Source organism: Paenibacillus spiritus (genome assembly GCF_008710135.1).
GTDB classification, from domain to species: Bacteria; Bacillota; Bacilli; order Paenibacillales; family Paenibacillaceae; genus Paenibacillus_AQ; species Paenibacillus_AQ glufosinatiresistens.
Map to the genome: position 1 here is coordinate 53,043 of NZ_VYKK01000017.1, position 19,628 is coordinate 72,670.

The 19,628-nt window shown below is 59.9% G+C and carries 14 protein-coding genes and 1 riboswitch; of the genes, 12 read left to right on the top strand and 2 right to left on the bottom strand.

The features are described 5' to 3' along the window. Positions 1-563: 563 nt before the first annotated feature. The 5 genes from F4V43_RS13290 (at position 564) to F4V43_RS13310 (ending at position 6,522) form a co-directional block, all read left to right on the top strand. Positions 564-992 (top strand): VOC family protein, encoded by a 429-nt coding sequence (locus F4V43_RS13290; protein ID WP_150458777.1) that lies wholly within the window; start codon positions 564-566, stop codon positions 990-992. Between the two features lie 3 nt (positions 993-995). Further along, positions 996-1,913 (top strand): VOC family protein, encoded by a 918-nt coding sequence (locus F4V43_RS13295; protein WP_150458734.1) that lies wholly within the window; start codon positions 996-998, stop codon positions 1,911-1,913. A 202-nt stretch (positions 1,914-2,115) separates the two neighbouring features. Then, positions 2,116-2,316 (top strand): cold-shock protein, encoded by a 201-nt coding sequence (locus tag F4V43_RS13300; protein ID WP_150458735.1) that lies wholly within the window; start codon positions 2,116-2,118, stop codon positions 2,314-2,316. A gap of 79 nt (positions 2,317-2,395) precedes the next feature. After that, complete coding sequence (locus tag F4V43_RS13305; protein WP_150458736.1) at positions 2,396-2,608, top strand: cold-shock protein; 213 nt, start codon at positions 2,396-2,398, stop codon at positions 2,606-2,608. A gap of 389 nt (positions 2,609-2,997) precedes the next feature. Beyond that, positions 2,998-3,107: riboswitch (cyclic di-GMP riboswitch) on the top strand. Positions 3,108-3,306: 199 nt separating this feature from the next. After that, positions 3,307-6,522: a polysaccharide lyase family protein gene (locus tag F4V43_RS13310; RefSeq protein WP_150458737.1), complete on the top strand. Its 3,216-nt coding sequence runs from the start codon at positions 3,307-3,309 to the stop codon at positions 6,520-6,522. Positions 6,523-6,657: 135 nt separating this feature from the next. Here the strand turns inward: F4V43_RS13310 and F4V43_RS13315 are convergent, their stop codons facing one another. Together F4V43_RS13315 and F4V43_RS13320 are read right to left on the bottom strand one after the other, a co-directional pair. Next, complete coding sequence (locus F4V43_RS13315) at positions 6,658-7,533, bottom strand: TIGR03915 family putative DNA repair protein (RefSeq protein WP_150458738.1); 876 nt, start codon at positions 7,531-7,533, stop codon at positions 6,658-6,660. Next, positions 7,526-9,007, bottom strand: coding sequence for a putative DNA modification/repair radical SAM protein (locus tag F4V43_RS13320; protein WP_223879887.1), 1,482 nt, complete (start codon positions 9,005-9,007; stop codon positions 7,526-7,528). The genes F4V43_RS13315 and F4V43_RS13320 overlap by 8 nt, the downstream gene beginning before the upstream one ends. Positions 9,008-9,131: 124 nt before the next feature. Here F4V43_RS13320 and F4V43_RS13325 point away from each other — a divergent pair, with 124 nt between their 5' ends. The 7 genes from F4V43_RS13325 (at position 9,132) to F4V43_RS13355 (ending at position 19,587) form a co-directional block, all read left to right on the top strand. Then, the gene (locus F4V43_RS13325) at positions 9,132-9,512 is read left to right on the top strand and encodes a (deoxy)nucleoside triphosphate pyrophosphohydrolase (protein ID WP_150458778.1); all 381 of its coding nucleotides are present in this window, start codon (positions 9,132-9,134) and stop codon (positions 9,510-9,512) included. 46 nt (positions 9,513-9,558) lie between these two features. Beyond that, a complete protein-coding gene (locus tag F4V43_RS13330) occupies positions 9,559-10,281 on the top strand; it encodes a GntR family transcriptional regulator (protein WP_150458740.1) in 723 nt (240 codons plus the stop codon). A 206-nt stretch (positions 10,282-10,487) separates the two neighbouring features. After that, positions 10,488-12,872, top strand: coding sequence for a phosphoketolase (locus F4V43_RS13335; RefSeq protein ID WP_150458741.1), 2,385 nt, complete (start codon positions 10,488-10,490; stop codon positions 12,870-12,872). A gap of 170 nt (positions 12,873-13,042) precedes the next feature. Beyond that, entirely contained in the window at positions 13,043-14,008 is a 966-nt protein-coding gene (locus F4V43_RS13340) for an AAA family ATPase (protein ID WP_150458742.1), read from the top strand. Further along, positions 14,008-15,117: a DUF58 domain-containing protein gene (locus F4V43_RS13345; RefSeq protein ID WP_150458743.1), complete on the top strand. Its 1,110-nt coding sequence runs from the start codon at positions 14,008-14,010 to the stop codon at positions 15,115-15,117. Before F4V43_RS13340 ends, F4V43_RS13345 begins: the two co-directional genes overlap by 1 nt. Next, positions 15,107-16,474, top strand: coding sequence for a DUF4129 domain-containing protein (locus F4V43_RS13350; protein WP_150458744.1), 1,368 nt, complete (start codon positions 15,107-15,109; stop codon positions 16,472-16,474). The genes F4V43_RS13345 and F4V43_RS13350 overlap by 11 nt, the downstream gene beginning before the upstream one ends. A gap of 320 nt (positions 16,475-16,794) precedes the next feature. Beyond that, entirely contained in the window at positions 16,795-19,587 is a 2,793-nt protein-coding gene (locus tag F4V43_RS13355) for a glycoside hydrolase family 3 protein (RefSeq protein WP_150458745.1), read from the top strand. The last annotated feature ends 41 nt before the right edge of the window (positions 19,588-19,628 follow it).

Genomic DNA, 19,628 nt, shown 5'->3' on the forward strand with positions numbered 1-19,628 from the left:
AGGGGTTCGACTCCCCTCGGCTCCATATGGAGTATCAGTGAAAGACACCTTTAGGGGTGTCTTTTTTATGTTATCGTACTCTATTGTAATTAGTAATATATTTAAGAACAAAGGCACAGTTCAGAAATGTTACTTCTTATTTTCTTTTTAATACGATGTTCTACCTCTAGAAGCACTGCTACTTCGTATCTAAAAGTTGTAGATAAGGATTTTTCAGGAAAAAAGTGAGGAGTCATAGCGATAAATCCTTATGATAAAAAATCAAAACCCTTTAAAATTTTTATGGATAGATAGTAGAAACACTTGGAATTTATTACGGCTTAAAGAAATGTATTTTGCAACCTATGAATATACTTCTCTACATAAAGATACAAAGATTCAGATGATAAGTTATCCAGATAATAAAGGTAACAAAAAAGATAATTGAAATTACTCTTCCCTCAAAGGAGAAGAACATCTATTCAAAAAAAGAGCTCATACGTTCGTAAAAACATATATTTCCTCCAATCTTTGTGTATAATGAAGCTGAAAGCCCATTTGTACTGCGAAGGGGATGAAGAATGATGTCAATCCGTTTGAACCCGTATTTTGTTTTTAACGGAAATACCCGAGAGGCGTTGGATTTCTATGCGAAAGCGCTGCGCGGGAATGTAGTGGGGATCATGACGTTCGGGGATATGCCGGAGAATCCGAGTCATCCGCTAACCGATGAAATGAAGAACCTTGTGATGCATGCGCAGCTGAAGGTCGGGGATACGGACCTTATGTTCTCGGATACTTTTCCGGGGACGGCGCACCAGGCGGAGGGGGATACGGTTCAGATTGCCATTCATCCCTCGGAAGAAGCGGAGGCGTGGGAGATCTTCAATGCGCTGGCGGACGGCGGTCAGGTTGTCATGCCCCTTCAGAAGACGGATTGGAGCCCCTTGTACGGAATTGTGAAGGACAGGTTCGGCGTTACGTTTCAAGTGAATGTTCCCGGGGAGGAATGATCCTTGGCCAACGTGAATCCAAAGATCGTGCCGCACTTGTGGTATGACAGAGAAGCGGTGGAGGCCGCTCAATTCTACGCTTCGGTATTCCCGGAATCCAGAGTCACGAAGGTGACAACCCTTTCGGGCACGCCTTCGGGCGACTGCGATCAAGTCTCCTTTGAAATCTGGGGACAGGAGTTCATGGCCATCAGCGGGGGACCTCATTTCCGGTTCAACCCGTCGGTATCCTTCTTCGTGAACTTTGATCCTTCGCGCGACAAGAACGCCGCCCGGAAGCTGGATGAGGTCTGGGACCGGTTATCCGAGGGCGGACAAGCCCTCATGCCGCTGGGCAAGTATCCGTTCAGCGAGCGGTACGGCTGGATTCAGGACAAGTACGGCTTGTCCTGGCAGCTGATTCTGACGAATCCGGAAGGCGAGGAGCGGCCGGCTATTTTGCCTGCTCTAACGTTTGTAGGAGAGGTATGCGGCAGGGCGGAAGAGGCCATGTCTCTCTATGTTTCGGTATTCGGCAATTCGCGGCAGGGAATGCTTGTCCGCTACCCGGAAGGCTCGGGACCCGATCAGGCGGGGACGATCCTGTTCTCGGACTTCAGGCTGGAGAACCTGTGGTTCACCGCCATGGACAGCGCGCATGATCATCGGTTCCAGTTCGATGGAGGCGTCTCTTTTATGGTGAAATGCCATACGCAAGAAGAGATCGATCATTATTGGGAGAGGCTGTCTGCGGTTCCCGAAGCCGAACAGTGCGGCTGGCTGACCGACCAGTTCGGCGTATCGTGGCAGATTGTTCCGGCCAATATAGGCGAGCTGCTGGAGAAGGGGACGCCGGAGCAAGCGGCGCGGGTAACGAAGGCTTTTATGAACATGAAGAAATTCGACCTGGCGGCCTTGCAACAGGCTTATAGGGGCGAGTGAGCGCTATCTGACGACTCTGTAAATAAAAATAAAAGGGGAGTTGTCAATGCTCCCCAGATGTGTTATAGTTAGTTTATTGAAATTTCGACCTGAACTCACATATTGTAGAGGGTTATGATTTTGATTTTATAACCTTGTACAATATGTGATTTTTTTTAGGAATTTTAAGATCATGTAAATAATATCGTGGAGGTAATGAATAATGGAAACAGGAACAGTAAAGTGGTTTAACGCAGACAAGGGCTTTGGCTTTATCGAGGTAGAAGGCGGAAATGACGTATTCGTACATTTCAGCGCTATCGTTGGTGACGGATTCAAATCGCTGGACGAAGGACAGCGCGTTGAATTCAACGTGGTTCAAGGCAACCGCGGCCCGCAGGCCGAGAATGTTGTTAAACTGTAAATAGCTGACCGAGAGCCCCAATCCTAGCATTGGGGCTTTTTTTTCGCTCCTTATTCCACCAGAGAAAGAAGGATGCTGCATGTACTATTCACGGAAAAGATTGATGGCGGATCTTCCAGAAGAGATGACGGCCATATGGTCCTGCACCAATGAAGAGTGCAACGGATGGATGAGAGATAATTTTGTTTTTTCGATTCAGCCGGTCTGCGGCCAATGTCGAGCTCTCATGGAGAAGAGTGAGAAGATGCTGCCTGTCGTAACGAACACCAGTCCTAATCAGGTTAAACGCTGATTAAAGGATGCGGAGAGCGCCTTAACCCTGTAAGCCGAGCATCGCCTGCGTGAACTTATCGCGGACGGTGACTCGGCTTTTTTGCCGGCAGATTGTGAGTCTTATGGCCCAACCGTATCGAAGGCGGCTGACAACTGCCCATATGAATCGTCACAATCCTTTCAGAAATGCGAAAGATAGGGGCTGTCCGAGTCTAAATCGAAACTCCCGGAAGACCGATATACAAGAGTAGAAACGCTTGCTGGATAGCTTGCTGAACGTGACCGATTCGCATTGAAGTTCTCCCCTATCCGAACCCTCTTTCCTGCCGTTCTTCCGGTACGCGGCAAGCCGCCGCAGCGATTCCCCGCAAGATGCCGTCCGTCGTCCTTTATTTGCTTCACCCTATATTGTGACAAAGGCAAACCTGCCGAAAGGCAGGGACGCAAAGCCATAGGGCCTTCTTCGCTCTGCTCCGCTTCAAGGGACGCAGGACGAAGGTGGCAGCCGCGCTGCCGGAAAAAGAGTGATTTCTGCCTGAAATCAAATCGGTTCCAATCAAGCAGACTCACTTGGGGGAAGAGCTTTTTGAACGTATGCCGCCGATTTAGACCCGCCGTTTGATAAAAGTAATTCCTCCTCCGCCCATTCGGGCGCCGCTAACCTATCCCAAGGCAGCGGCGGCGATCAGGGAACTATTTTAACGGAGGAGAAATACCATGACTTCATGGAACAGACCTGATGGCAACACCCGCAATATCTGCAATGACCGCCAAGAAGCTTCAACTCCCATCCCCGCCCGGCGCAGCCGCCCGCGCAGCAAGCTGCTGTCCAGAGCAGGCTCCGCCCTGGCGGCGCTCGCCCTGATTCTCGGCGGACCGGCCCTCTCCATGGGACCTGTATATGCCGAGCAGCAGCCCGCAAGCGCTTCAACCGCCGCCGGCATCACAATCACGCCGTCGGTTTCTCCAGCGCTTAAGCCTGCCGTCACGCAAGCGGTCTATGCTCCGCAGGCTGGTGCAGCCGCTCTTGCCGCCGCTGCTCCGCAGGGCAAGCTCTGGGAGATCGGCAAGCATGACGGAAGCTCCGCCGAATTTGCCGACTTCAAGCCGATGACGGCAGTCTACTCCACCTATGCCTCCGACCCGGCTGCGCCGGACTGGAAAGCTTTTCCCAAAGGAATGAAGGCCAGCGTCAACAAGACGCTCTCCATCGGCTACAAGCTGGATGCGCTGCCGGCGTATGGCGCGGAGCTGGATGTGCACATTCTGAATGCCTATATGTCGGTTCCCCAGATGGCCGTGTACTCCAACGGAAGATTGGCGGGCATGCTGCAGATTGCCGGGACCTCGGGCAGCGGCGGCGCCAATCCTTACCGCGATGGATACCGGCTGTATATTCCGGTGGAGCTGCTGAAGAGCGGGAGCAACGAGCTCAAGCTGGAGGTCTATGCCGGCTCCTATGCCGGCACATCCGGCGACGCCTATCTCTGGTACGAGTGGGACGAGCTGTCGCTGACCGCTCTGGAGGCCCCGGCCGCCGAGCCGATTCATGGCCGGTATGTCCACCTCGGAACCGCGATTACGAACGGGTTTGCCATGAACGACAACGTGACCCGGCTGCTGCCGGGTCTGACCGAATGGCTCGGTTCCGCCTACAGCGGCAATATGATGCGGGTCCCTGCCTGGTCCGATACGCGCAACCAGTGGCAGGACGGCCTCGGAGCGTATTTGCAGACGCTAAAGGACCTGAATCTCCAGCCGGTGGTGGGCATGATCGGCTCCAACTATATGGGCAGCACCGAGATGCTTGCCGGACATGTGTCCGAGGAGATCAAGACGTATATCCGCCAGTTCATGGCCTCCTACGGTTCGTCTTTCGCTTACCTGGAGCTGGACAACGAGCCGGGCGTATTCAATCACAACCAGGCATCCCTGGTGGAACTGGCGCAATTCCTCCAATCTCAGAAGGCCGCTTATCCCCAGTTAAAAATCGTGGCCCCCGGCTGGGCCTACTGGCCCTCCAAAGGCACCCCCTACGGCTGGGAGCGCGATCCCGCCCAGCGGAGACCGATTGAAGCCCTGTCCGATCTGACGAACGGCCACAGCTACGGGCTGTCCGGCCTTACGCAGGGCCGGGGTGGCTCCCTGAACGAGAACCTGTTGTCCTACAACGGGGGCACGGAAGAAGGTCTGCCCAAGGAAATGATGATGACGGAGACGGGCGCCAACGATCTGCATACCGACAACAGCAAGTTCGGCGCTACGGCTTACAAATACGCCGCGGCATTCGACCGGGAGCTGCGCGCCGACATCGGCTATGCCGACCATATGATGCAGCATACCGCCTTCGATACGGCCAATCCGAACTATGCGCTCTTTGCCCAGCCTGCCAACTGGAGCACCCACCGCGCTGCGGACACGGCGGCCTGGTCGGCGAATGCGGCAGAGGGCGGGGAGACGCGGCTGCGCACCTTCCGCAGGCTGGCGGCTGCCTATGCGACGCACGGATCGCCCCTGGCCTACTCCTTCCTGAGCAGCGATGAATCAGCCGGTCGCAAAATCTATGTCCGCGCTGTCGACACCCGGGCCTTGGGCGCTTCAAGCATCGGCGCTTCGGCGGACAAGCGGATTGTCAGCATCGTCAATTTCGAGCCGGCCGGCACCCCGGCACGGCGGGTTGCGGTCCGGATTATGTTCCCGGATAACGCCGCCTACCGGGTAGAGCAGTACCGGGACGGCAAAACGCTGGGGGCAGCTTACTCTTCCTATGAACGCACGGCATCGCCGTATATGGATGTGGATTTGAATGTGGCCGCAGGCGAAGCGGTGCAGCTGTACCTGACGCCGAAGGAGACGCAGGCTCCGGCGCAACCGGTCATTGCCAGCGCCGCTATGGCGACCTGGAATACCGCAGTCATCCAGTGGGGCGAGTCGGCCGACAACCGCAAAACAACCGGCTACGTGCTGTACCGCGACGGGGCCGAGCTGGCCGTCCTTCCCGCTGCCGTGACACGCTATACGGATACCTCGGTCGCCTATGACCATACCTATGCCTACACCGTCCGGGCGTTTGACGATTCCGGCAACAGCTCGGCGGCGAGCAGTCCGGCCACGCTGGCCGTGCCGGATATGCCGGTAACGCCGGGCGGACCGCTCTATGAGGCCGAGAAGGGCAAGCTCGGCGGCATCGCCAAGACGGCAGCCGACGCCGCGGCTTCTTCCCAAGGCTATGTCCGGGATATGCACGGCAGCGGAGCAAGCGTCAGCATTATCAACATCATGCCGGGTGCGGGCGATTATTCGGTTCGCATCGGGTACGCCACCGCGGCGGACGCTACGCTGAACCTGTACGTCAACGACAAGCTGATTCGCAAGCTGACCTTTGCCTCGACCGGCAAGTCGTCGGGCGCGGGCGCTTACAAGAGCATTGCCACCGAAGTGGCGTTGACCGACGGGCCCAATACCGTGATGCTGCGTCATGACAGCGGCAACACCGGCGGAGTCAACCTCGATTATATCGAGCTGACGCCGAAGCAGGGACTGCCCTCCACCGAGACCGGCTGGCGCGATTATGCTTTCAGTGACGAGGGGATCTTTTACTCGGCCGGCATTGCAACCAACGAGAACGGAAGCTGGAATGAGACCGAAAGCTCCGGCGAGATCGCTTCCTTCAGCTTCACCGGCACCGGCGTACGCTGGCTGTCCAATGTCCAGAGCAACATGGGCACGGCGCAGGTCTATATCGACAACGTCGCGAAGGGCATCATTGACCTGACTTCAGCGAACCTCGAAGGCTACAGCAAAGTCGTCTACGAAGTCAAAAACCTGACCGATGCCCCCCACTCGCTGCGGATCGTCTCATTGGAAGGCAAAGTAACCTTCAACCGGTTCAGCGTCAACGGCCAGGAGCAGGCTCTGAGAGCGGGCCAGTAATAGAAGTAACCTGGGGCAGCCACGGACAGTCTTCCTGAATGCCATCCTTGCAAAATAAAGAAGGTCGGCCAGCGCCGACCTTCTTTTGCATTCAGTGCCGCCTTGCGGACGGCGACGACGGCAGACTGCTTAACCCTAAGCCCCGCTCCCGCCTGGGGCCGGAAGAGATTCCGCCGCCGGTGCACCGCCGGCTCCGCCGGGTGCGGACGGGGACGCGGAGCGGGCCCGGGCCCGGGACCGGGCAACCGCGGCTCCCCAGCCGCCGCCGTCCATCTCCGTCAGCTCCTTCCAGTACCGCTTCGGCATATTGGAGATACGAAGCCGCTCATTCCGGCGTTCCTTGATGCCGATTGCTTCGTAGAAGCCCTTCCAGAGCCGCCGGTAGCGCTCCTCCGTCTCATCCGGTTGGGGCGGGGTCCACGCTTCCAGCGGGATGATGGCGGATCGTCCCGGTTCGTGAATGAGCGCCATGCGGTGGGCGGCATCATAGATCATGAAGCGTTCGCCCCCGAACCGGTCGCAGAAGTGGTCGCGGATGAGCGGGAGTACCCGGTTCCGCGGCTCAATCACCGCCGCCATGACCGGTCCGTAGACGGAGAAGCGGATCAGGCCGAGATAGCGGTGGCTCTCCCGCCGCAAATGCAGAACGGCCTTGAGCAGCGCATCCACCGTGTCATCGGCAAGCATGTCCATGACGCGCGGGCCATGGGCGAAGCCGAGCTGGAGGAACTTCAGCAGCAGCAGTTCCTTGTCCGGGAGACAGGTGCAGAAGCCCAGGCGCACCAGTTCCTCTGCCTCCGTTCCGATGCGCTGGGGGATGGACCGCAGGACGCGTCCGGCGTGCTCGGGATCGGTCTCGATCCATTTGGACTCCAGCAGCAGCCCGGGTCCATCGCCATCCGGTTGAATGGCCAGCGGGGTCTCCTTCCATACATAACTCTCAAATACGCAGGAGAGCAGCCCTTCGAAGCTGCCGTCATAGCTGTAGGCCAGCGCAGCCGTCTTAAACATAAGCAGTCCTCCCGGAAGAGGCCTCTTGGGCGAGCGCGTCGATGGAATCCGCGGTACCCGAGGCCGCTTCGGGGATCGGCGGATAGGCGGATTCAGCCCGGGCGGCAGCGGGCCCGCCGGCAGCCGGTCCGCCCGCAGCCGCTTCGCCAAGAGGCCGGGAAGAATTAGGCCCGCCGGGGAAGAGGTCCGCAGGCGCTGCGGGCTCCGGCAGTCCGGCCGCTTCGGCCTCGCTGAAGAAGGAGAGCTGTTCCGCCTGCGGCTCCCGGAAGGCCGCCAGCTCCTGACCGGACATCAGCGAGCGCAGCAGCGTATGGTCGCTGACCTTCAGCCCCTCCAGCATGCGGCCCCGGCAGGTCAGGAAGAACTGAGCCCGCTTCAGCACCACACCCAGCTTCTTGAGCGCAGCGAAGTCCAGGCTTACGGCCCGGCGGGCTTTGACGATTCGCTGGGCGCTGCGCACTCCGATGCCCGGTACGCGCAGCAGCATTTCGTAAGGCGCGGTGTTGGCCTCCACGGGGAACAGCGCCCGGTTGCGCAGCGCCCAGCTGCATTTCGGGTCCAGCAGCGGATTGAAATTCGGGGCCGACTCGTCCAGCAGCTCGCCCGCGCGAAAGCCGTAGAAGCGCAGCAGCCAGTCGGCCTGGTACAGCCGGTGCTCCCGCAGGAGCGGCGGTTTGGTGTCCAGCGCAGGGAGGAGCGAATGCTCCACGACCGGCGTGTAGGCGGAGTAGAACACCCGCTTCAAGCCGTATTTGCGGTACAGTCCTTCCGTCAAGGCGAGAATCCGCTGATCCGTGTCGGGCGTCGCTCCCACAATAATCTGCGTGCTCTGGCCCGCGGGGGCATACCGGGGCGCATGGTTGTAACGGACGAGATCGTGGCGATTCTCGCGGATTCGGGCCTGGATGAGTCCCATAGGCTTCAGAATGGAATCCTTGCTCTTGTCCGGCGCCAGCCTGCCGAGGCTTGCCTGTGACGGCAGCTCGATGTTGACGCTCATCCGGTCGGCGAGAAGGCCGAGCCGGGAGAGCAGCCGTTCGTCCGTTCCCGGAATGGCCTTGACATGAATGTAACCGCCGAAGCGGTGAACGTGGCGCAGCAGCTCCAGGGCGGCAATCATCTGCTCGGTCGTATAGTCGGGATTGCGCAGAATGCCGGAACTCAGGAACAGGCCCTCGATATAATTGCGGCGGTAGAACTGCATCGTGACATCGGCAATCTCTTCCGGCGTAAAAGTGGCCCGCCGCGTATGATTGGACCGCCGGTTCACGCAGTAGGCGCAGTCGAAGACGCACCGGTTCGTCATCAGCACCTTCAGCAGCGAAATACAGCGGCCGTCGGCGGCGAAGCTGTGGCAGATGCCCATGCTGGTGGTGTTGCCCATGCCGCCGGCGCTCCCCTTGCGGCTGGAGCCGCTGGAAGTGCAGGCGACGTCATATTTGGCCGAGGCGGTCAGAATTTCGAGTTTCTCCATTACGTCCACGGGGAACCCTCCTTTATATAAATGGAAGTATATATCGAACATGTGTTCCTGTCAAAGACAAAAATCCCGTGCTTCGGCTATAGTAAGTTCAGGAGAAGAAAGGGGTGTGAGGGCAATGATCGAAGTGGCGGCAGCGATTATAGAAGACCGTCAGGGGCGGATTCTGATTGCCCGCAAACGCAGAGGCAAAGCCCAAAAGGGGCTCTGGGAGTTCCCGGGCGGCAAGCTGGAGCCGGGGGAGACGCCGGAGGCATGCCTGAAGCGCGAGCTGCTGGAAGAGATGGGGCTGCGCATCCGGCCTTACGCCCGGTTCGGCGTCAGCGAGCACCGGTACGAAGAGATTCATATCCGGCTGACGGCTTACCGCGCCGTGCTGGAGGGCGGCGAGCCGGTGCTGACCGACCACGACCGGTACGAATGGGTCCATCCCAGCGGGCTGGGAGCGTATGAATTTGCGGCTGCGGACATAGAGTTTGTGGACAAGCTTATGCTATAGTTAACCAAGAGACTAACGAAGCAGAGGACCGGAGAGGAAGTACGTAATGGCAGAGTTCGTGTACAAGCAAATTATCGACGATCTGAAGAAGAAAATATTCGCCGGGCAGTTTGCGGATATGCGTCTGCCGGATGAGCGCAGCCTGAGCGAGCTGTACCAGGTCAGCCGCAGCTCGGTGAAGCAGGCGCTGACGAAGATGGAGCACGCCGGAATTATTTTCAAGAAGCGAGGATCGGGGACCTTCATCAACCCCCTGTACATTAAGAACGAATCGGTCTTTAACTATGAAGGCTCGAATCTGGGCGTGACCGACAACTTCCATATGAACGGCCAGAAGCCGCAGACCCGGGTGCTGGGCTTCGAGGTGATTCCGCCGACGGAGGAGCTGCAGCGGGATTTGTTCCTGGAACCGCATGATTTTGTCTACAAAATCGTCCGGCTCCGCCTGTTCGACGATGTGCCTTTTATGTTCGAGACGGGGTATATTCCGATCAAGATCGTGCAGAACCTGAACCAGACGATCATCGAAGGGTCGATCTTCAATTATCTGGAGAACGCGCACAATCTGGCCGTGACCAAATCCTTCATGTCCATCTTTGCGGAGCCTTCGCAGGAGCAGGACCGGGAGCTGCTGCTGCTGAAGGAGAACGAGCCGGTCGGCATTATGGAAGGGATCTTCTTCCTCGACAACGGAACGCCGCTGGAATTCTCCCATATGCGCATTCATTACCAATACCTAAAATTTAACACGTTTGTATCGGTGCAATAAGCGGAAGACTGGAGGAGACTCCGGTCTTTTTTTATTGGGTTGAAAAGGCGAATGACCATCCGTCCATATGTTGTTCAACTTTTCACAAAATTGGACCGTATCAATTATAAAAAAGGTTGTATTTTATAATTAAGTTGGTATGATGAATTAAAGAGAAATTTTTCACAATCGATCGGAAGGCTGATATTAAGGAGTGGAGAGAAATCATGGGACTGACTCTGCAAGTGGATTATTCGTCCAAAACCTATTTCGACAAGCTGGATGCATACTGGCGCGCTACGAATTATATTTCGGTCGGGCAGCTGTACCTGAAGGATAACCCGCTGCTCCGGGAACCGCTGCAAGCCGATCATGTCAAGGTGAAGCCGATCGGGCACTGGGGCACCATCCCGGGCCAGAACTTCATCTATGCGCATCTGAACCGGATCATCACCAAGTACGATCTCGATATGTTCTATATCGAAGGACCGGGCCACGGCGGTCAGGTCATGGTCTCCAACTCCTATCTGGACGGCAGCTACACCGAGATCTATCCGGACATTACCCGGGATATTGCCGGCATGAAGAAGCTGTTCAAGCAGTTCTCCTTCCCGGGCGGCGTTGCTTCCCATGCGGCTCCCGAAACGCCGGGATCGATTCATGAAGGCGGCGAACTGGGCTACTCCCTGTCGCACGGAGTCGGCGCAATTCTCGACAACCCGAACCTGATCTCCGCTGTAGTCGTGGGCGACGGCGAAGCCGAGACCGGACCGCTCGCCGCTTCCTGGTTCTCCAACCGGTTCATCAATCCGGCGACCGATGGAGCCGTACTGCCGATTCTGCATCTGAACGGCTTCAAGATCAGCAATCCGACCATCCTCTCCCGGATGTCGCGGGAAGAAATAACCGCCTACTTCACAGGCATGGGCTGGGAACCGCACTTCGTGGAAGGCAGCGATCCGGCGCTGATGCACCCGGCTATGGCCGAGACGCTGGACCTCATCGTCGAGAAAATCCGGGACATTCAGCGCGAGGCCCGCACCGGCGGCGGACAGACAACCCGCCCGCTCTGGCCGATGCTCGTGTTCCGTTCCCCGAAAGGCTGGACCGGACCGAAATCGTGGGACAATATGCCGAATGAAGATTCGTTCCGCGCCCACCAGGTACCGATTCCGGCTGACCGGAAGCATATGGAGCACGCGCCGGCGCTGCTGGAATGGATGAACAGCTACCGTCCGGAGGAACTCTTTGAGAACGATGGTAAGCTGAAAGCCGACATTGCCGAAATTCTGCCGACGGGCGACCGCCGCATGGGCAAGAATCCTGTGACGGATGCCGGACGGCTCGTGAAGGAACTCCGTCTGCCGGACTTCCGCGATTTTGCGCTGGATAACTCCGTACCGGGCGCCGTTACAGCGCAGGATATGGCCGTTCTGGGCAAGTACATGAAGGACGTCCTCGCCCTCAATGAAGACAACCGCAACTTCCGCATCTTCGGACCGGACGAAACGATGTCCAACCGCCTGGGACCTGTCTTTGAAGTAACGAAGCGGCAGTGGATGGATGCCGTCAAGGAACCGAACGACGAGTTCCTGGCTTCCTACGGCCGGGTCATTGACTCGCAGCTGTCCGAGCATCAGGCCGAAGGCCTTCTGGAAGGCTATGTCCTGACCGGCCGCCACGGATTTTTTGCCAGCTATGAAGCGTTCCTGCGCGTCGTCGATTCGATGATTACCCAGCACTTCAAATGGCTGCGCAAAGCGACCGATCAGGGCTGGCGCGCAGATATTCCGTCCCTGAACGTCGTGGCGACCTCGACCGTATTCCAGCAGGATCACAACGGCTATACGCATCAGGACCCGGGCCTGCTCGGCCATCTCGCCGACAAGAAGCCGGAATTCATCCGTGAATATCTGCCCGCCGATGCCAACACCCTGCTGGCCGTATTCGACAAGGTGCTGAATGACCGCCAGAAGATCAACCTGATCGTCTCGTCCAAGCATCCGCGTCCGCAGTGGTTCAGCGCGGACGAAGCGCAGGAGCTTGTCAATAAAGGCTTGAAGAGCATCGACTGGGCTTCGACCTGCGGCGGTCAGGAGCCGGATGTTGTCTTCGCTTCCTCCGGTACGGAACCGACCATGGAGAGCCTGGCTGCCATCTCGATTCTGCACGAGAAGCTGCCGAACCTGAAGATCCGCTATGTGAACGTCGTCGATCTGCTGAAGCTCAGAAGCAGCAAGCTCGACCCGCGGGGCCTCAGCGACGACGAATTCGAAGCTTACTTCACAGCCGACAAGCCGGTTATCTTCGCCTTCCACGGCTATGAAGGACTCATTAAGGATCTGTTCTTCGACCGCCGCAACCGCAATCTGCATGTGCACGGCTACCGGGAGAACGGCGATATCACCACCCCGTTCGACATGCGCGTGCTGAACCAGATGGACCGGTTCGACCTGGCCAAGGAAGCGGTGCTGAGCCTGCCGAACCCAGAACAATACCGGGCCATCGCCGATGAGATGGATGCGGTCATCGCCAAGCACCATGCCTACATCCGGGAAGAAGGCTCCGACCTGCCGGAAGTTGAGAGCTGGGTATGGAAAGACCTGAAATAACGACAGAGCCGAAATAACGAACGTGCAATCGGATCTCCGGCGGATCTGCCCCGGCAGCGAGCAACAGAGAGGCACCCTGGAGAGGGTGTCTCTTTTGTCTGTGCCGCTTTACCGGGAATGGACTATAATAAGCAGATAAACGAATGAGAGCGCATACGGAGGGATCGGGTATGGACAAGGTAATAGCATTGGCGCAGAGATTGCAGGCGAATATCGGCAAGGTGATCGTAGGCAAGGAGGAAGAGACCGAGCTGCTTCTGACAGCGCTCCTGGCCGGAGGACATGTGCTGCTGGAGGATGTCCCCGGCACCGGCAAGACGCTGCTGGCCAAAAGCCTGGCGGCCTCGCTGAGCCTTGGCTTCCAGCGCATCCAATTCACGCCCGACCTACTGCCTTCCGATCTGACGGGAAGCCATTACTATAACCAGAAGGACGGCGAGTTTCATTTCCGCCCCGGTCCCTTGTTCACCCAGATTGTGCTGGCCGACGAGATCAACCGGGCGACGCCGCGGACGCAATCCAGCTTGCTGGAATGCATGGATGAGCGGCAGATCAGCGTCGAAGGCATCACCATGCCGCTGGAGCGGCCGTTTCTCGTCATGGCCACCCAGAATCCCATCGACAACCAGGGAACCTTTCCGCTGCCGGAAGCGCAGATGGACCGGTTCATGATCAAGATGCGGCTCGGTTATCCGACCGCCGGCGAAGGCGTAGAGATTCTGAAGCGGACGCTCGGAGAAGGGGGAGGAACCTCGGTCATTGCTCCGGTCGCTTCCGCAGCCGAAGTGCTGGAAGCGCAGCGGCTCTGCGAAGAGGTCCGCGTAAGCGGCGACCTGCTCGGCTATATCGTGGCGCTGGCCGAGGCGACCCGAGAGCATCCGGAGACGGCGCTCGGCGTCAGCCCGCGCGGAACCCAGGTGCTGCTCCGGGCCTCCAAGGCGCTGGCAGCGCTGCGGGGCCGCTCTTTTGTGCTGCCGGACGATATCAAGCAATTGCTTGTCCCGGTATGCGCCCATCGCCTCGTTCCGAAGCGCCGCTATGGCGTTCAGGAACAGACGGCGGAGCGGCTGCTGCTGGACATCGCCGCGAAGGTTCCGGTTCCAAGCGAGGAAGGCGTGGAAGGCGGCGTTCGCTGATGGCGCTGATCTGGCTTCTCATCGCCTGCATGATTGCGATGACTCTGCAGGGCTGGCTGCTCGGCCGAAGGTCGCTGTCGAAGCTCGGTTATACCCGCCGGTTCAGCACGGAGGCTTGCCATGCCGGGGAAAGGATCGAGATGGTGGAGACCATTGCGAACCTTAAGGTGCTCCCGGTTCCCTGGCTCCGGCTGGAGGCGCTGCTTCCGGCTTCGCTGACTTTTGCCCGGAGTAGGGAGACGGCCATCAGCAAGGGCAGCATCTACCAGAACCATGCCAGCCTGTTCACGCTGCCTCCGAAGACCCGGATTACCCGCACGTACCAAGTGGAGTGCGAAGGCTGGGGAATCTACCGGATCGAATCGGTGACCATGACCGGCAGCGATCTGTTCGGGGTCTATACGCCGGCGCGCCAGATTCCGCTGAACCAGCGGCTGGTGGTCTATCCGAGGCTTCTGGAAGAGGAGGAGCTGCCGCTGTCGTGGCGGACCTGGCAGGGAGAACTGGCTGTGCGGCGCTGGATTGTCGAAGATCCTTTCCAATGGAGCGGCATCCGCGAGTACGCGCCCGGCGACCCTCTGAACCGCATTCACTGGAAAGCCAGCGCCCGTAGCGGCGGGCTTCAAGTGCGCCGCAACGGCCATTCCGCCGATCCCCGGGCCATGATCTGCCTGAATATCGAGGAATCGGAGGCGATGTGGAGCGTCGTTACGGAGCCCGCGCGGCTGGAGGCTGCGCTGTCCTGCGCGGCGACGGTGGCCGCCCGGCTGATCCATCAGGGCATGGCTGCCGGCTACGCCCATAACGCCTGCGTCTCGGAGGCCGCCGGCCGGCCGGAAGGGCGGGTGGCGCCGGGTCACGGGCTTCCGCATCTCGTGCTGCTCCTGGAGGCGATGGCCGGGACCGACCTTAAGGCCCGGGAGCCGTTCTATGAATTTCTGGCGCGCGAAGCGGCGGAAGAAGAGCGGGAGCCGCTCGATTATCTGCTCGTCACCGCCCATGTCTCGAACCGGATTGCGGATGCCATCCGGTCATTGGAAGAGCGGGGGCACCGCGTTACGGTAGTCGGCGAACCGCTATGGGGAGGAGGCGCGCGCGATGAACGATAAAGCCAAGCCGCAGGCGGCATTAAGCGGCGGACGGAAGGAAGCGGACTCCCGCCCGGAGCCGTCTCCCGGGGCGGCAGCCGCCCGGGAGACCGGGCGTGCCCGCAGCCGCGAGCTGCGGGCAATGGCCGCCGTCGCCCTCCTGGAGACGGCGGGCTTGTTCCCGGCAGCGCTGCTGTACGCCGTCTACGCGCTGCATGCTTCCCCGCCGATCCTCCTGCTGGGGATCGGCCTGCTGCACCTGGGCGGCCAGGCTGCGGGCGCCCGGCAGATCCGCAGCGGCCGGGCGCTGCCTGCGGCCCTGGCGCTGCTGCTGGCCGCGGCGGCGATGGCCGTCGCCGCGTACGGCCTTCGCCCCGCCGCGCTTGCGGGCGGGGCCGCCCTGCTGGCCGCTGCGCTGCGCGGCCTGTTGATCGGCCGGCAGCGGGGCTGGGCCCGCCTGCTGCCGCAGGTACCGGCCGTCGGGGTCGCCGCGGCGGCCCTGATGTATGCGGCCATCGCCGCTTCCAAGCCGGCGGGGCTGACTCCCTATGCCCCGCTGCTGTACGGCGCGGGCATGACGGCCCTGTTCCTGCTGCTGCTGCGCTGGAACCGGTACCGCATCCGCGCCGCTGCGCTGAACGTCGAAGGCGAGGCGGCGCCGGCCGGCCGGATTGAGACGGTCAACCGGCGGATGACCGGGCTCCTGCTGCTCCTTGTCGCCGCCTCAGCCGGCTGGCAGGGCCTCGGTCCTCTGCTGCGCAGGGTGGCCCGCTGGCTGATCGGCCTGCTTCCGAAGCCGGCCGCGCCTGTCCCTGAAGAGAAGCCGGCCGAAGTGCTGCCGCAGGCGATGCCGGGCTTCACCAAGGGCGAGGATGCCGCCGCCGGCACGCCGGAATGGCTGCGTATTGCCGGCTATATTCTGCTCGGTCTGCTGGCGACGGCAACGGCGGTTGCGCTGCTTGTGCTGCTGTACCGGCTGGTGCGCCGCTGGCTGCCTGAACGGGTGCGGTACGGGCTTCGCCGTCTCGGCCGGCTGCTGCGGCGTCTGCGCGAAGGGCGCAGAGCGCCGGAGGCCGAAGGCGGGTATATCGACGAGGTTGAGAAGATCGAGCGCGCCGCAGCGCCGGCACGGCGCCGCTGGCTGCGGCTGGGGATCTCCGCGCGCTCTGCGGACGAGGACCCGAGGGCCGCGTACCGGCGGCTGCTGCGCGGAGCGGTGAAGCGCGGCTTCGGCTACCGGCCAAGCCGGACCCCGCTGGAGAACGGAGCCGATATCGCTTCACCGGAGAAGCGCTTCACGGAACTGGAAGACCGGGAAGTCCGGCGGATTATCGACCGGTACAACGAAGTCCGCTACGGCGGAGAACGGCCTGACTGACTAGGCGGACCTTGGGTCCGCCTTTTTCTGTGCGGCGCGGCGTACACAGACGGACGGGACCGGTATTAATCTTTCTCTCATACTAGAAGCAGCAGTGTCCGCAAGAGAGGGAGGCCCGGCGCCCGGCAGCCAAGCCGATACCGCAGTTCGCTCGGCAGAAGGCAGAAATCCGCTTCAAGCATTTACCCTTTGTGAAAGCGCTATTTATATAGTAAGATAGAGCGGATGAAGGGTTTTAAACGCGCGTTCACAACCCAACAACCCGGTCACGGGAACCGATATGCAGAAGAATCAACGGACAGACAGGAGGAAGAGGAACAATGAAGATTACGCAACTGGGAGTCCCCCTGGAGGGCTTCGCCGAATTCAGCCGCCGGTCGGCTTCAGAGGGCGCCGTGCTGTTGAAGAATGACGAACAGACGCTTCCGCTCCGCAAGGGAGAACGCGTTTCTATATTTGGCCGTACCCAAATTGATTACTACCGCAGCGGTACCGGCTCGGGCGGCAGCGTGCATGTCGCGTACACCACCCATCTGCTGGGCGGGCTCCGGTCCAAATCCGGCCTCGCCGTCGATGAGGAACTGGCTGCGGTCTATGAGCAGTGGATTGCAGAGAATCCGTTCGACAACGGCGGCGGAGGCTGGGCCGCCGAGCCGTGGCACCAGCGGGAAATGCCGCTGACCGATGAACTGGTGGCCGGTGCGAGAAGCCGTTCGGACAAGGCGGTCATCGTCATTGGACGGACGGCCGGAGAAGACCAGGATAATGCCGATGAACCCGGAAGCTATCGGCTGACCGAAGAAGAGAAGGCGATGCTGGAGCGGGTTACGGCTCATTTCGAGCAGACGGTAGTCGTCCTCAATGTCTCCAACATCATCGATATGAGCTGGCTGAACGACGGAGATTATGTTCATCCGATCGCCAGTGTCATTTATGCTTGGCACGGCGGCATGGAGGGCGGCAACGCCATCGCCGACGTTCTGTCCGGAGAGGTGACGCCGAGCGGCAAGTTGACCGATACGATTGCCCGTTCGATCGGCGATTATCCGTCGACGCGCAACCACGGCAATGAATTCGCCAACCTGTATCAGGAAGACATTTATGTCGGATACCGTTATTTCGAGACCTTCTGCCCTGACCGGGTGCAGTTCGAGTTCGGGTTCGGCTTGTCTTACACGACCTTCTCCATTGCTCCCGGCGAAGCCCGGTTGTCCTCTGATAAAGGCGGGTCTGTTCTTAACCTGGAGGCTGTCGTTACCAATACCGGAACCGCCTATGCCGGACAGGAAGTCGTCCAAGTCTATTATGAAGCGCCGCAGGGGCTGCTTGGCCGGCCGGCCAAGGCGCTGGCAGCCTTTGCGAAGACGGGGCTGCTGAAGCCGGGCGAGAGCGAGACCGTTACGTTGAGCTTCCCGGTTCACCGCATGGCTGCCTATGACGATGAAGGCGTTACGGGCCACCGCTCGGCCTATGTGCTGGAGGCGGGCACTTACGTCCTGCATGTCGGAAGCAGTGTCCGCAGGGCGGCGAAGATCCGGGTAGAAGGCCGGGAAGGCTACCTCGTGCCCGAGCTCACGCTGGTCGAACAGCTGCAGGAAGCGGGAGCTCCGACGCAGAGCTTCCGGCGGCTGAAGCCGGGAGCCCGCAAGAATGACGGAACCTATGAGCCGCAGTGGACAGAGGTCCCGACCCGCCGGATCTCCATGGCCGAACGGATAGAGCAGAACCTGCCGGGCGAGCTGAAGCAGACCGGCGATCTCGGCTATACGCTCCGGAATGTTCAGGAAGGGCGAATCCGTATGGAGTCCTTCATCGCCCAGCTGGATGATGAGGACCTGGCCGCCATCGTCCGCGGCGAAGGAATGAGCAGCCCGCTGGTCACTCCGGGCACCGCTTCCGCCTTCGGCGGCGTCAGCGACGCGCTGGCCGGCTTCGGTATTCCGGTTGCCTGCACGGCGGACGGCCCTTCCGGCATTCGGATGGACAGCGGCCATAAGGCGACGCAGGTAGCGATCGGAACGCTGCTGGCGGCAACATGGAACCCGGCTCTCGTGGAGGAGCTGTATGTGCTGGAGGGCCAGGAGCTGCTTCGCAACGGCATTGACACCCTGCTCGGGCCGGGCCTGAACATCCGCCGGAGCCCGCTCAACGGCCGGAACTTTGAGTATTTCTCGGAAGATCCGCTGGTTACCGGTATCTTCGCAGCAGCCTGCACCCGCGGCATCCGGCGCGGAGGATCGAATGCCACGCTGAAGCATTTCGCCTGCAACAGTCAGGAGAAATACCGCAGCAAGGTCGACGCCGTCGTCTCCGAGCGAGCCCTGCGCGAGATCTACCTGAAGGGCTTCCAGATCGCCGTTGTCGAAGGCGGAGCCAAGAGCATTATGACCGCTTATAATCCGGTCAACGGTCACTGGTCGGCCTCCAACTATGACCTGAATACGACCATTCTGCGCGGCGAATGGGGATTCCAGGGCATTGTGATGACCGACTGGTGGGCCCAGATGAATGATCCTGTCGAAGGCGGGACGGCCGACCCCAAGAACACGGCCGCGATGGTCCGCGCCCAGAATGATCTGTACATGGTCGTGAGCAACTACGGCGCCGAAGTGAACGCAAGCGGCGACAATACGCTGGAGGCGCTCGGTGACGGGCGTCTGACCCGGGGCGAGCTTCAGCGCTGCGCCGCCAATATCTGCGGCTTCATCATGCAGGCTCCGGTCTTCTTCAGAGAGCAGGGAACGTGGGAGACCGTCCAATCGTTCTCCGGCGATTCCGGCCTCTCGCCGGAAGGCGCGGCGGAACTGCCCGAAGAGGGCGGCGCGATCACGCCGAACCCTTCGGGAGTTACCCGGGTGGCCGTGCGCCGCTCCGGCGAGTACCGGATGTTCGCCACCGTAATGTCCGAAGGCGATCATCTGGCGCAGAGCGCCTGCAATGTAACGCTGGGCGGCGAGCCGGTAACGACGATACAGACCAACGGAACCGGCGGCCGCCGGATCAGGCTGAAGCAGGTCAAGGTCCGGCTGGAGGCCGGCGTGTACGAAATGAAGCTGGAGTTCGTCAAGCCGGGCCTTCACATCGAGACGATTGAATTCAATCCCGTGTCCTGATCCTAAAGGGAACGGAGAGAGCGGACGGACGCCTCATCCCG

Excerpts from the sequence above, each read along its gene's own strand:
- F4V43_RS13315 (WP_150458738.1), bottom strand. The coding sequence starts at position 7,533 with ATGTTTAAGACGGCTGCGCTGGCCTACAGCTATGACGGCAGCTTCGAA.
- F4V43_RS13330 (WP_150458740.1), top strand. The coding sequence starts at position 9,559 with ATGGCAGAGTTCGTGTACAAGCAAATTATCGACGATCTGAAGAAGAAA.
- F4V43_RS13340 (WP_150458742.1), top strand. The coding sequence starts at position 13,043 with ATGGACAAGGTAATAGCATTGGCGCAGAGATTGCAGGCGAATATCGGC.
- F4V43_RS13345 (WP_150458743.1), top strand. The coding sequence starts at position 14,008 with ATGGCGCTGATCTGGCTTCTCATCGCCTGCATGATTGCGATGACTCTG.
- F4V43_RS13355 (WP_150458745.1), top strand. The coding sequence starts at position 16,795 with ATGAAGATTACGCAACTGGGAGTCCCCCTGGAGGGCTTCGCCGAATTC.
- F4V43_RS13310 (WP_150458737.1), top strand. The coding sequence starts at position 3,307 with ATGACTTCATGGAACAGACCTGATGGCAACACCCGCAATATCTGCAAT.
- F4V43_RS13305 (WP_150458736.1), top strand. The coding sequence starts at position 2,396 with ATGTACTATTCACGGAAAAGATTGATGGCGGATCTTCCAGAAGAGATG.
- F4V43_RS13350 (WP_150458744.1), top strand. The coding sequence starts at position 15,107 with ATGAACGATAAAGCCAAGCCGCAGGCGGCATTAAGCGGCGGACGGAAG.
- F4V43_RS13325 (WP_150458778.1), top strand. The coding sequence starts at position 9,132 with ATGATCGAAGTGGCGGCAGCGATTATAGAAGACCGTCAGGGGCGGATT.
- F4V43_RS13300 (WP_150458735.1), top strand. The coding sequence starts at position 2,116 with ATGGAAACAGGAACAGTAAAGTGGTTTAACGCAGACAAGGGCTTTGGC.
- F4V43_RS13320 (WP_223879887.1), bottom strand. The coding sequence starts at position 9,007 with ATGGAGAAACTCGAAATTCTGACCGCCTCGGCCAAATATGACGTCGCC.
- F4V43_RS13290 (WP_150458777.1), top strand. The coding sequence starts at position 564 with ATGTCAATCCGTTTGAACCCGTATTTTGTTTTTAACGGAAATACCCGA.
- F4V43_RS13335 (WP_150458741.1), top strand. The coding sequence starts at position 10,488 with ATGGGACTGACTCTGCAAGTGGATTATTCGTCCAAAACCTATTTCGAC.